We start from the raw sequence: 12,929 nt of genomic DNA on the forward strand, positions 1-12,929 counted from the left end.
ACTCCTAGCCCAGAGGAACAAGCCCATTGCCATCAGCGGCACTTTTTGTCGCTAATTGCGCACATTGTTCAAACCCCGTTATTGCCACTTTGCTATCCTGTGGACCTTCAATAGAAAAAGAAGCGCTTTTAATAATCACATCGCCTAGCGTTCCGATCTCTATTTTGGAGCCATCAAGAGTAATGTAAGAACCGTTGCAATTTAACGTAATTTTTTTGTTAGAGGAGATAATAATTTCCTCACCAATACTGGTTATATTGACGTTTTTATTAGCAATAACATCAATGGCATCTTGATGAGCTTCAATACTCACATTACCTTTCGCTGAAACCAATTTAATACCTAAACCACTAGCGAAAAGGGTGATTGACTTTTTTGCAGCCGCAATGAAGTTGTTAAGCACCGAAAATGTCATATTCTTCTGAGCAGCAACAACATAGTCTGCATTGGTACTGTGCTGAATATTCTCAGAAGAGGAGAGAGAAATCCCTGCTGGAGATGTTGCAATAACTGCAGGCTGCTTTAGTTCCTTAATTGACTGTGTAAGAAAACGTTCCTGAGCATCAACATCCATTGGCTGAATGCCTGCAGTTTCTAATTGCCTTGCAAAACTACGGGCAAGCCCCAGTGCATTTTCTAAATGAGCTATGGTTTCGTCGATATCTAGCTGGTTACCCTGCGCTTTATCCCTAGAATAAGAAGATAAAAGTACGCCCTTAGCCGCCCTTATCGCCCCCCACTCATCGGTCCTCAGCTCAAACCCTTCCCCACGCTGTTTACGTTCTCCGTCCACTAAGTGGCCGATATTCAGCTGAGTCTTGCCGTACTCGGTCGAGACCTTGATGTGCTCTTTGCCGCGCTCGTCGTCCATGCGCAGCTTATTGTTGGCCGGGGTGCGGATGACGTTGCGTTTGTGGTTGGCGGCGGTGACTAAGTCCGGGTGGCGGGAGTCGTGCATGCCGTGGGCGATATACGGCCGGTCAGGGTTGCCTTCACTAAAGGCAACGGCGACTTCGGTGCCGTCTATCAGCGGGAAGTGCATGCCGTAGGTTTCGCCGGAGTACGGCTTGGCGAAGCGCATCCACAGGCTCTCTTCCCCTTTGCGCCACTTATCGTTCAGGTCGAAGTCCATCTTCACCCGATAGCGGCCCTGAGTGTCTAAGTAACCGTAAGTGTCGTTGTCCGGGCTGGTAACCCGCGCCGGGACGGTGCCGCCAATGGTTGGCCACGGCAGCAGCGCCGGGCGGTACGGGCGCAGGGCGTCGTAAGGGATGGCGGTGAAGTGAATATGATAGGCATTCTGGCGGTCGCCCGCCGATTCGATAGAGACAATCAGCATACCCTGACCGGCTTCACCGATCGGCGAACCCGATACGGTGAGGATGTGGCCCGGCACTAGATGAGATAAGGTGGTTTTTCCGCGAATGGTGACCTGCTCGGTCAGATGGCGCTGATGGCGCAGCCTGCCGTACCATGAACCCTGACCGACTGAGTTCGGTTCGTCTGAACCCGCGTCGCTGCCTTTATCGACCAGCCCGCCTAACGAACCGCTTACGCCTTTGGCCTGCCCCATGACGCCCTGAGCCGCGCCGCTGACGGCGAAACCGACCGAGCTCGCGGCACCGGATACCGCAGAGCCAACCGAACCGGCCATGCCGCTGACGCCGCCCATTGAGCTACCGGCATTGCTGCCCATTATACCGGTTGGCGACGGTAACCCGCCTAATCCGGAAGCGGCTGAGCCCCCCACCGCGCCTTTAACCGAACCTGCCGCGCCGCTTAAGTCGCTAACGCCTGGAATATCGCCCAGCCCGCCCGGCAGCAGATTGCTGAACTGGCCAGACATCTGGTCCTGAGCGTTGCCGTTGCTGATGGCTTCGCCTTTGTCGCGATAGTGTTCGCCGTAAAGGTACTGCTGACCGCGGGTGGTTTTATCTTTCTGCGCGCCGTTGACTTCGACCTTCATACCGGCCTGCGCGTTACGGTAGTTGTAGTCTTGCGTGAGCACGCTTTGCGGTACGGTTTTGCGGGTAATCGCCATGTCCCACACCGACTCAATCCCGCCGTCGTTATTGCCGGAAGGCTGATGGTAGTTGGCCGTCGGGCCGTTCTGATATTGCTGTTCGGTGTCGCCAAATAGCACCACGTCACAGCTGTGTTTGACCTGCGTTTCGAAGCGGAACCAAATGCCCGCATCGGCCAGCAAGCGGCGGATAAAGGCTAAATCACTTTCCTGCCACTGGGTGATGTACTCTTTGCTCGGATAGGTGTCGGTCAGGTCAAAAGCAAAGTCTACGCCGGTGAACTCATGCTTGCGCAGCACGGCTTCCACCACCTGCGGCACGGTCTGGTTTTGATAAATCGCACAGCCCTGTGTGTTGTCCAGTAAGGCTAAGCGCGGTGACAGGGTAACCTCATAGCGGGCTTCGTCATTAGAGTTCGATAGCTGACTGAATGCGGTGACAATGCCGTAAAGAATACGCGATTCACTGCCGTCGCCGCCCAATGACGCCAGCGAGGCCATGCCGGAGCTGACGCCGCCCAATAACCCCGAGGCCTTACCCGCTATGCCGCCCACCGAGCTGGCCATATTCCCCAGCTTACCGACCGCTGAACTAGCCTGACCGGCAACGTTAATTCCCCGGCTGGCCAACTGGCTGACGCTGTTGATGGAAAATCCACCCACCGGCGCATTCATCACGCTACCGACTTTATCGCCGAACATCCCGCCGAAGGCGTTAAACGCCGACATCAGTTGATTGCTAAGCTGGCCCGCCGCCCCGCTCAGGGCGCTGACGCCACCCGGTGCCAGCGAGAATATCGCTTTCTCACTCAGCACCTGCTCCATGGTCAGGCCGTGCTGGGCGGTAAACTGAATAACGTACTGCCACGGTTCGCTCAGGTGCTCGTAGCCTGTTACGCTTAACACCGATAATGACGCGCTCAGCCCGTCTACCGCCAACTGATAACGATTCATGCCGTCGCTTAGCGACCCGGTTTGTGAATCACTGCCGTTGCTTCCTTTACCGAGGAGTCCGCCTAAGCCGTAGGCCTGAAGCTGTTCATCCAGCAGGCCTTTACCTTTCGTTATCAGTTGGTCTGTCATTCAGTTATTCCTTTTCTGAGATTTTTTCAGCCGTTTTTTCTGCTTCATCAGCAACAGAACTCGTCGTTGAGTTCACCGCTTGTTCGATAATATCCAGCGTAATGCCTTCCGTTTCGCTATAGCCCAGCGCCAGAGTTTGAGCTTTACGACGATCGGCCTGAAGCTGGAGTAAAGTTTGTGATAGAACCGGTAGGATCTGCTGGTTAAGCAGGCTATCGATATTGCGTGCGCCGCTGTCTGGCAGCAGGCAGGCGCTGACCAGTTCGTCAAACAGGGTCTCTTCTACTTTAAATTCGATACCGTAATGGCGCTGTAAACGGTCGGCCACTTTGCCCATCTTGATGGCAACGATTTTACGTAACGCAGCGGCCCCCAGCGGACGATAGATGATGGTCTGGAAGCGGGCTAACAGCGCGGGCTGGAAGTGATCGCGTAGTATCGGATGAATCACCTCATGCAGCGTTGAAGTACTGGCATCGGGCTGCTGTTCCAGCATGGCCATCATATGGTCGCTGCCCAGGTTGGCGGTCATGACGATCACGGTATTGCGGAAGTCGATTTCCCGGCCTTCTCCGTCGCGCATAAAACCACGGTCAAATACCTGATAGAACAAATTGATCACGTCGCGGTGGGCTTTTTCGACTTCGTCTAATAACACTACGCTGTACGGGCGACGGCGAACGGCTTCGGTTAATACGCCACCCTGTCCGTAACCGACATAGCCCGGAGGAGAACCCTTTAACTGAGAAACGGTATGGGCTTCCTGATACTCTGACATATTGATGGTAATCAGCGAGCGTTCGCCGCCGAACAGCATATCGGCAAGGGCCAGTGCGCTTTCGGTTTTGCCCACGCCCGACGGCCCCACCAGTAAAAATACGCCCAGCGGCCCTTGTTCCGGCGTAAGCCCGGTCTTGGCTGCCCGCAGGCGCTGGGCCAGCGAGATCAGCGCTTCGTCCTGCCCGATAACCCGTGCAGCCAGTTCGTTTTCCAGCGCCAGCAGATTGCTTTGTTCATCTTTCAATAAGCTTTCTAGAGGAACGCCGGTCCAGTCGGCAATCACGCTGGCTACGGTGCGGCCGTCTACGTCTAACGACAGCAGCGGATTACCACCCTGTAGCTGATGTAGTCGCGCCTGAAGCGCATTAATTTGGGTGGTGACAATTTGGTTGGCGTTATGATTTGCGTCGCCGGCGGTTAGCTGGCTGCGTAGCGTAATCAGCCGTTCGACGATCTGCTTTTCAGCGTCAAACTGTACTTTCAGCCTAGCGGCGCGTTCGGTTAAGCGGCCCTGTTCAGCAACGATCTCATCGAGACGGGATTGCGCTACGGTTTCTCCCAGATTGCGATCTTCATTCAGGGCAATAAATTCGCATTCCAGCGCCGATAGCTGAGCTTCCAGCAGGGTGATATCTTCCGGTACGGTATCCAGCCCCATACGAACGCGGGCCGATGCGGTGTCTAATAAATCAACGGCTTTGTCGGGCAGCTGGCGGCCGGTGATATAGCGACGCGACAGCGTAACGGCCATGCGCACCGCTTGATCGAGGATATGTACGCCGTGATGCTGAGCATAGCGGGACTTCAGACCGCGCAGCATCAGGCTGGCGGTTTCATCATCCGGCTCGTCGACCTTCACCATCTGAAAACGGCGTTCAAGCGCCGCATCGCGTTCGAAATATTGCTTATATTCAGACCATGTGGTGGCGGCAATGGTACGTAGCTCACCCCGGGCCAGCGCCGGTTTTAGTAAGTTAGCGGCATCGGCACCACCGGCCTGATTACCGGCACCGATAATGGTGTGGGCTTCATCAATAAACAGTAATACCGGAATTGGCGACTGTTGTACCGCTTCAATCACGTTTTTCAGCCGCTGTTCAAATTCACCTTTAACGCCCGCTCCGGCCTGAAGCAGACCGAGGTCTAGCGTATGAATGTTAACCAGCTTCAAACTATCGGGTACGTTGCCTTCCGCAATGCGCAGTGCGAGCCCTTCTACCAGCGCAGTTTTACCCACGCCCGGCTCACCCACTAAGATCGGGTTGTTTTTACGGCGACGGGACAGAATGTCGACCATCTGGCGGATTTCAACGTCGCGGCCAAATACTGGGTCTATTTTTTGTTCTTTGGCACGTAGGGTCAGGTTAACGGTAAAGCGGTCTAACGCCGTTGGCTGAGCGCCAGCGGTGGCGCTATTTTTTGTCGGTTGCCCGGCGGGGGCCGTTGCGGGAGCAGTCGGTTCTGCCGAGAGGTATTCAGGCGCATTAACGCGCTCGCTGCTTTCGTCAGAAAGATCGTCGAGAATAGGCAACAGGCGCTGAAGCTGAACCTGCGACAGGCTTAACAGCGGCCATGCCTCGCGAGCTTTTAGCCATTGTGGCGTGTCCAGCAGGGCCTGAAGCAGGTGCGCTGAACGAATAGATTCTGAGTGATTTTCCAGTGATGCAATCAGCCAGGCAGATTTTAATAGTTCTTGAATAACGCCGGACAATGCGGGCTTTTGCGAAACGGTATGGGGTAATGATTCCAGCTGATTAAGCAGCGCCTGCCAGATACCGTCTAAATCCAGTTCATAGCGACGGGCAATCACGGTCAGGTCGCCACATCCTTGTTCCAGAAGCTTCAGCAACCAGTGCTCTAGGGTAATTTCAGGATGGGCTCGGGTTTGGCACAGGCTGGCGGCAGCTTCTAACGCTTTAGCACAGTAAGGATTGAGTCGACGTAGTAAAACGGAAGGATCGGTGATCATTGGCTGCTCCCTGGCACAACGTAATATCTAAATAGTATTCTTGAGATGATGCACCGACGAGAACCGCCGGTGCATGTCGCGATAATGCCCAAAGTCATTGGAACCATGGCAAGGCAGCAAGTAAGCGATTCGGGTGAGTGAACGCCGCTAACGCCGCTATGGTTTCAAGGACAACGGGTATTTTAGCTACGGCCTTCGTTCCAGCTATCCGAGTGGATAATGTTGCCATCTTTGTAAGTCCACGTGATTTTTTCATAACGCACCTGTACTTCTTCTAAGTGGTTATAACGCTCTTTCAATGGATCTTTGATGTTGTGCATAATTTGCTTAACGGAAACCACTTTTACGGTATCCATCATGGTGTTGAAATATTCAACTTCCTGGCCTGCATCATCAATACGGAACCATTTGATTTCAGCTGACTTCAGCGTTTGGCCGGTTGACACCGCTTTGTATAAATAAGGAGATGATGAATCCACTTCTTTATAGAAAGTCAACGGTGCATGTACGCGGGTGCCGGTCAGTTTGCCGGTATTGCCATCGGTAGGAATATAGATGTGATGCTCGAACTCAACCACTTCAATACTGCCTTCGCGACTTTGTACTGATACCGATCCTTTGATGTTTGCACCGCCATCATCTTTAACAAATAAATATGCAGGTATTGCCATTTTTCTCTCCTTGTATATACCCTTCGCCTTTGACGTTATAGCTGTGTTAGCCGCGTTCGCTCACCCGAATCACTTACTCAGTAAGCTCATCCCCATCTATGGGCCACGCCTCTTCGAGGCCGCTGCAAGCAGCGTTCAAATCTGTTCCAAACAGATTTGTCGTTCACTTGCTGCCTTGCTATAACGTCAAAAAACTTTTAGGTATTTTATTGTGACGTTTGGCGTTCCGGGCCCGGCTGACACGCCGATGCCTCAGGCACCAAACTGATTTCCACTCGGCGGTTTGCTGCTCTTCCGTCGGCCTTTTCGTTACTGGCAATCGGTTGAGTCGCTCCATACCCCTGAATGGCGAAACATGTTGTCGATAAATCACTGGTTTGAATCATCCAGTCGCGAACGGATTCCGCTCTGGCTAGTGACAGTAGCTGGTTGCGATGTGGATCTCCGGTGGTGTCGGTGTGGCCCGCAATCAGTATTAGCCAGCCGGGTTTGGCTTTAATGTTAATTAATGCATCCACCAAAACTTTAGTGGAACCCGGTTTTAGCTCTGACCTACCGGCATCAAACAGCGACATGCTGTCAAGACGCACTAACTTAGGCACTTCCACTACCGGCGGCGGTGGAGGCGGTGGCGGTGGTTGATAATTTTTGATGGCGATATCCAGCGGAATAATCAGTCGCCAACCGGTATATAACCCCATGCCTAAACGCGCTGACTCACCTTCACGATAGTATTTATCTAACTGCTGCCGGTCGGTCTTCAGTAGGTTTAAACCGGTGAGCTTCTGGTCATAGCTGTCCATCGGGATACCGTTATAAACCTTGAGATCGTCTGCCATATGGCTCAGTAGCCGAACGTTGTTATAAGCCGACGAGCACAGTGCAATAGCAACAAACAGCGCGGTAAGCATTAACCCGTGGCACACAGCCCTTTTCTTGGCCGGCATTGGGCAATAAACCGGCATCTCCTGTATTAGTCGTTCAGGTAAAGAGACGGTGCTCTTGTCTAACGCTGACGCAGGCAGGGATAAGGTGGTGATTTTCCGTAAATAGCTTTGCCATACGTTACCGTTAACGCTTTGATGACTGACAGGCACGCTACCGCCCCCGGGATCCACGGAGGAACCGGCTGTTGTATGTCACTAAGCACCTGAAGAACATGGGTATCTAGCCATTGCTGTAGCGTTTTTAGCAAAATCGCCAAATGCCGCCGTTCGCTATTTTCACCGTTTCCGTTATTGCACCAGCGCGTTAACGGGGTTTGGCATTCGTCTAACAGTCGTATTTCCGGGCTTTTGTTCGTCCACCAAAACCAGTGCGGCGCGGGTGGCTTAACGTGATTCAACCCGGTACAGACAACTAAATAACTCGGTAACTTATAGCCAGACGTTCTACTGGCATCGGTCCAGGATTGGCGGAAAGTCTGTAAATACCCCACCAACCCCTGCTGTGTTTCATAGCGTTCTGGCATGAGGGTAAACAGCACGCCGATTCTTCCCGCCATCTCTGGCCAGCGCCCGCTTAACGCGTCGGCCGTCAGAGAGAGTTCCGTAATATCCGGAACCACAACCCAGATCCCCTGCCCGGTGATGGCAACGCTTCTGTTCTCCAGTTCAGAGAAGTAGTGCGTAGCAGCATCTCCGGTAATCAGTAGTAACGGTAAACGACGCCGTAAACGTTCCGGCAAAGCTTCCAGCTCTTGTTCTAACGCATCCAGATGAGGTGAGACATTTTTCACCTGTCTGGAATAACGCCAGATTCGCCATCCTTTATATCCGCTGACTAGCAGCGTCAGCACACAACCTATAACTACCCAGCCGGTTGGCAAAGGTAGGAAAAACAGCAGCAACGCCAAACAAAGCAACGTGGCGTACAGCAGCTGTACTCGCCAAGGGTAATCACCCACATTCACATCCTTAATTTCAGCGTAAGTCGTTATCCCCTGTAAAACGCCTGAATCCGCCGTTAGCTCGGTTCAAAATAACGTTATGCACCCTGCAATAGCTGAATCAGCGTACCGTCCAGATGTTGACGTAATGCCCAAAACAGCAAAGCGACGACCGCCAACGAAGTACCGGTCCAAAATAATAACGAGGTGTTGCGCCAAAAGCTGCGCGGCCCCTGAAAGGCGTTAAGCATAGAGATGTCGTTTACCGGCTCTTTCGGCAGTAAATCCCGAACTTCCATCACTAACAGTTCTCTTTCTGCCTGTGGCGCAGATAGGTAACGCCCTTGAAAACCTAAACCGAGCACGCGGTCAAAGCAGGCTAGCACCAGCTGGGCACCATCCGGATGACGTATCCGTTGACGGATACGTTCAAACAGTTCATCACCGGCCTGATAGGTTTTAAAGAAAGTGACCTGCAGCGGAATGCCCTGCCATACGTCATATCCACCGTTATTGCGTAACAACACGGTTTCATCCAGCAGCGCACAGGCGGCGTAGCTGATGTCATCAACCACATCTTGGCTATGCTGCCCTTCAGTTAGCTGCTGGCGCAGTGAGGTTATTTGGTCGACACACTTTTTATACAGCGTTTCGCCCTGTTCGACGGTAGAGCCCACCCGCAGGTGAACCACGGTTAATGCGATATCGCGCAGCAGCTCATCGATGGAGAAATTTGTTATGCTCTGACTCATGATTTAAGTACCGCAAAGAGTTCCAGAGATACGTCAGGCAACGAACGAGGAACATAAAACTCACAGCAGCGGGCTGCCAGCATGCTTTGTGCCGCCGGATGGGTTAAATCTAAAGCAAAATACTGATTGTCTAGACGTAACGGAATCGCAGCCGGTACATGGCTTAATGCTTTTAGCGGGATCCCCGACAGCGCGGAGTTGATGATTTGGCTAACGTCGTCCGGTGACCCGGCTTTACACAGAACGGGGAACTGTTCCAGCATCTGGTGGGCCGGTAATGACGACCTAACGGAGAGGTAAAAATCGGCCTCTTCCGTTAAGCGGCTGTCCTGCAGGCGCCCTGTCCAGCGAGTGCCCCGATCCTGCATCAGTTCGATGGCAATCACTCTCGACGGCAGGCTGGCTTCCAGCAGGTTACCGATCAGCTTAAACAACGGCGGAAAAACCAGATTCAACTGATTGTGTTGATATACCGGAATCGCCTCAACGTCGTGCTCTAGCGAGAAGGTCAGTAAAGCCCCGGCAAGAGAAACTAACCGTTGGTAAAGATGCTCTGGGTGACTAACCGGATATTGCTGTATGAATTTAAGCAGCGGCTCGTGGCTGTTTAACGCATTGAGTAGCCAGAATAACGACACGTCAGCCACGGCAAATTCGGCCATTTGCTGATTCCGTTCTCTGCGCATGCCCATCAGACGCTGTCTTTTAGACTGAACCTGAGTACACAGCATATCTAGCTGCTGGGGCAAAATGCCGCTACTGGCGGCCAGGCTGAGCATCGGAGGCAAAAAGACGTTGTCGATGGCAAACAGGCCGTTGGCATCGCGCTTCATGCGCACTAGTGGGCAGGTCAGATAATCGCCCTGCTCTTCAAAATCAAACAGCAGAGTTAGCGCGTAGCGTTCAACCGCGATTGACTCATTACCCTGACCAAACAGGTCTTGGATATCTACCCATTCCTGACGATAGCGCAACGGTCGCTCTGAATACGCCCCTTCCTGATGACAGTTACCGCCGTTAGCGTGTAACAGCGGTAGCCCAAGAAGAACCGTAACCTCGGTGCGATCTGCAGGAATACTCTGAAGTAAGTCGCGCGCCGGCGGTAGTGCATCAGATACATCGGTATCGATCCACGTACCATCGGGAAAGCGCACGCTTAGGCTTTCAGCATTCAGTTTGTTCAGCGATAGGGCTTGTGAATCAAAAGCAACTCGTTGAATACCCCAAGGGTTTGCCAGACTAAGCCGGGCAATTTGATCGTTACTAAACGCTTCCCATCGGCTTTGCTGCTGAAACTGTTCCGGCGACAAAAACGCACCTTCGCTCCATAACGGGCGGTGGATCTTCATTATTTCAAACTCCAGATATCCCCTTCGTACCTGACGTTTCCGGGGTATTGCTGCCTTCACTTCCCCCGAATCACTGACTTGCGTCAGCTCATCGGGCTTCACTCGTTTGCGGCTTACCGGCAATGCCAAGCACTTTGGGTATAAAAATTAGGCCTTGGCTTTCGGCATTTGCGAAACCATAGATAAATTGATATCCATGCCTTCGATCTGGAAGTGAGGAATCAGGAAGGTCTTCACGCGGAAGAATCCTGGGTTATCGTCAATATCTTCAACGATAACTTTGGCCTGACGCAGCGGATGCGATGCCTGAACTTCATCGCTTGGATCGGTCATTTCAGTCACCAGATTGTTGATCCAGGCGTTCAGTTCCAGCTCTAATACGCGGCGATCTTTGGTGGCACCGATATTTTCACGCTGAATAACTTTCAGGTAATGGGCAATGCGCGACAGTAAGAAGATATAGGGTAAACGAGCATTAATACGGCTGTTGGCCGTGGCTTCTTTGGTGTCGTACAACGCCGCTTTCTGCGCTGAGTTAGCCGAGAAGAAGCACGCGTAGTCACGGTTTTTATAAAATGACAGCGGGATAAACCCAAGGTTAGCAAACTCAAATTCACGGGTTTCAGGGATCAGAACTTCAGTCGGGATTTTCACCTGATTACCGGTACCCAAATCATAAAGGTGGATAGGTAAATCATCGACTAAACCACCGGCCTGCGGGCCACGAACCTGTACACACCAACCGTTGCGCACGAAGCTTTTCACCATATTGGCAGCAAAAGCAAATGAAGCATTGGTCCATAGGTAGCGGTCATGATCCGGCCCTTTAACCTGTTCGATATAGTTAAAGTTGCGCACGGGAACGGTATCCGGGCCGTATGGCAAGCGGGCCAATACGCGCGGTAGGGTTAAACCGACGTAGCGAGAATCATCGGTCTCGCGAAAGCTCTTCCACTTGGTGTATTCAGCGCGGTCAAAGTAGTTAGCAATATCTTTGATTGCGGCCACTTCTTCCATATTTTCTTTACCAAAGAAAGCAGGACCAACCGAGGCGATAAACGGCATGTGGGCGGCAGCGGCAACCTTAGAAATATTGCGCAGTAACGCGATATCCTGCGGGCCACGGTCAAACTCATAGTTAGAAATTGTCACGCCGATAGGTTCGCCGCCTGGGGTGTCATATTCCTGAATATAAGTATGGCGGAAGAAGCCGGTTTGGATGGTTTCAGGCGCGTCTTCGAAATCTTGCTGTAACGCTTCTTTCGATGCATCCAGCACTTCGATTCTGACGTTGCGACGAAAATCGGTGCGATCGACCAGAAACTTCAGGCCACGCCAGGCTGATTCAATAGACTGGAATTCAGGGTGGTGCATGATGGCGTCTAGCTGCTCGCTTAGCTGTTGGTCGATTTGGCTAATATGGTAATCAAGCAGGCTTTTATCCAGTTTGTCGACCTTCTGCGCTGACTGCTGAACCATGTTCAGAAAAACGTTTACCGCCATGGTTACGCGTTCGTCGGCGGAGGCTTCGGCTAAGGCATCGTTGTCCTGAAATTTAACGATATCGTCAAACTGTACAACCGGAGTCAGGTTAATTTTATCAAACAGAGACTGATAAACGCTGGTGGCCTCTTTCACCATGCTACTTCCCGCTTTTGGAGCGTCGATATTTTTCGTAGACATAAATCTATCCTTAAATTAATACGTATCAAGAAAGTGGCAATTACTGAGGTTCAGAACCGTTAGGTAAAGTGCCAATCGCAGCAAGCTCAGCGCGTAAATCGTCTGATAATTGCTCGTCTTTCAGAATGCGTTCGAGTTCCAGGCGGAAAGTTGCGTTGTCGAGTAAATTAGATTTGAGGTCGCGTAATAAATTACGCATGGCAAGCAGGGAACGCAGCGCGGGAATTTGTTTAGCAACCTGCTCTGGTTCAAAATCTTTCATCTCTTTAAAGCTAAGGGAGATATTAGTCTCAGTATCATCACCGGCTAACGTATTCTTAATAGTCAGCTTAGCTTTAGGGTTTAAATCGGTCAGAACGGCGTTAAAGTTATTCTTATTAATGGAAATCTTTTCCCGCTCAGCAATCGGACGATTTTCCTGGCCATGGCTATAATCTCCCATGACTAATATCTTAAGCGGTAGCTCAACCTTCTTCTGGGCGCCACCGGTGTGTAGATCTAACTTTATATTGATACGGGCTGCGGGAACTTCATTTTGAAAACTATCGGCCATAATATTAGTCCTGATCCTTGTTGATAAAATATTCCACAATTACGTCCCTATTTCCTTGTGTATAACATCATCGAAATATCCGAATATCGGATGGGGTTATCCCCCACGGTCAATATCTGTGGCTCTGCTTATCGATTTATATAGGTGGTTGATATAGTTACTTAATCACGCGCGTTTA

General features: G+C 51.7%; 9 protein-coding genes. All 9 read right to left on the reverse strand.

Translation table 11 applies throughout. The features are described 5' to 3' along the window. Nucleotides 1-4: 4 nt before the first annotated feature. Nucleotides 5-3,106, reverse strand: coding sequence for a type VI secretion system tip protein VgrG (locus GVI43_RS00190; RefSeq protein WP_159564220.1), 3,102 nt, complete (start codon nucleotides 3,104-3,106; stop codon nucleotides 5-7). Between the two features lie 4 nt (nucleotides 3,107-3,110). Continuing rightward, the gene (tssH, locus tag GVI43_RS00195) at nucleotides 3,111-5,855 is read right to left on the reverse strand and encodes a type VI secretion system ATPase TssH (protein WP_159564222.1); all 2,745 of its coding nucleotides are present in this window, start codon (nucleotides 5,853-5,855) and stop codon (nucleotides 3,111-3,113) included. Between the two features lie 182 nt (nucleotides 5,856-6,037). Continuing rightward, nucleotides 6,038-6,526 (reverse strand): Hcp family type VI secretion system effector, encoded by a 489-nt coding sequence (locus GVI43_RS00200; protein ID WP_159564224.1) that lies wholly within the window; start codon nucleotides 6,524-6,526, stop codon nucleotides 6,038-6,040. 206 nt (nucleotides 6,527-6,732) lie between these two features. Next, entirely contained in the window at nucleotides 6,733-7,644 is a 912-nt protein-coding gene (locus GVI43_RS00205) for an OmpA family protein (protein ID WP_159564226.1), read from the reverse strand. Next, nucleotides 7,533-8,432: a hypothetical protein gene (locus tag GVI43_RS00210; protein ID WP_159564228.1), complete on the reverse strand. Its 900-nt coding sequence runs from the start codon at nucleotides 8,430-8,432 to the stop codon at nucleotides 7,533-7,535. Before GVI43_RS00210 ends, GVI43_RS00205 begins: the two co-directional genes overlap by 112 nt. An 80-nt stretch (nucleotides 8,433-8,512) precedes the next feature. After that, entirely contained in the window at nucleotides 8,513-9,166 is a 654-nt protein-coding gene (tssL, locus tag GVI43_RS00215) for a type VI secretion system protein TssL, short form (protein ID WP_159564230.1), read from the reverse strand. After that, the gene (tssK, locus tag GVI43_RS00220; protein WP_159564232.1) at nucleotides 9,163-10,515 is read right to left on the reverse strand and encodes a type VI secretion system baseplate subunit TssK; all 1,353 of its coding nucleotides are present in this window, start codon (nucleotides 10,513-10,515) and stop codon (nucleotides 9,163-9,165) included. The genes tssL and tssK overlap by 4 nt, the downstream gene beginning before the upstream one ends. A 147-nt stretch (nucleotides 10,516-10,662) precedes the next feature. Continuing rightward, complete coding sequence (gene tssC / locus GVI43_RS00225; RefSeq protein WP_159564234.1) at nucleotides 10,663-12,198, reverse strand: type VI secretion system contractile sheath large subunit; 1,536 nt, start codon at nucleotides 12,196-12,198, stop codon at nucleotides 10,663-10,665. Between the two features lie 40 nt (nucleotides 12,199-12,238). Beyond that, nucleotides 12,239-12,751, reverse strand: coding sequence for a type VI secretion system contractile sheath small subunit (gene tssB / locus GVI43_RS00230; RefSeq protein WP_170324298.1), 513 nt, complete (start codon nucleotides 12,749-12,751; stop codon nucleotides 12,239-12,241). Nucleotides 12,752-12,929: the final 178 nt, after the last annotated feature.

Source organism: Budvicia diplopodorum, from assembly GCF_009800925.1.
In the GTDB taxonomy this organism is placed as follows: Bacteria; Pseudomonadota; Gammaproteobacteria; order Enterobacterales; family Enterobacteriaceae; genus Budvicia; species Budvicia diplopodorum.

Bases quoted from the DNA above. Each gene is read 5' to 3' on its own strand.
- GVI43_RS00190 (WP_159564220.1), bottom strand. From the start codon at position 3,106: ATGACAGACCAACTGATAACGAAAGGTAAAGGCCTGCTGGATGAACAG.
- tssH (WP_159564222.1), bottom strand. From the start codon at position 5,855: ATGATCACCGATCCTTCCGTTTTACTACGTCGACTCAATCCTTACTGT.
- GVI43_RS00200 (WP_159564224.1), bottom strand. From the start codon at position 6,526: ATGGCAATACCTGCATATTTATTTGTTAAAGATGATGGCGGTGCAAAC.
- tssL (WP_159564230.1), bottom strand. From the start codon at position 9,166: ATGAGTCAGAGCATAACAAATTTCTCCATCGATGAGCTGCTGCGCGAT.
- tssK (WP_159564232.1), bottom strand. From the start codon at position 10,515: ATGAAGATCCACCGCCCGTTATGGAGCGAAGGTGCGTTTTTGTCGCCG.
- tssC (WP_159564234.1), bottom strand. From the start codon at position 12,198: ATGTCTACGAAAAATATCGACGCTCCAAAAGCGGGAAGTAGCATGGTG.
- tssB (WP_170324298.1), bottom strand. From the start codon at position 12,751: ATGGCCGATAGTTTTCAAAATGAAGTTCCCGCAGCCCGTATCAATATA.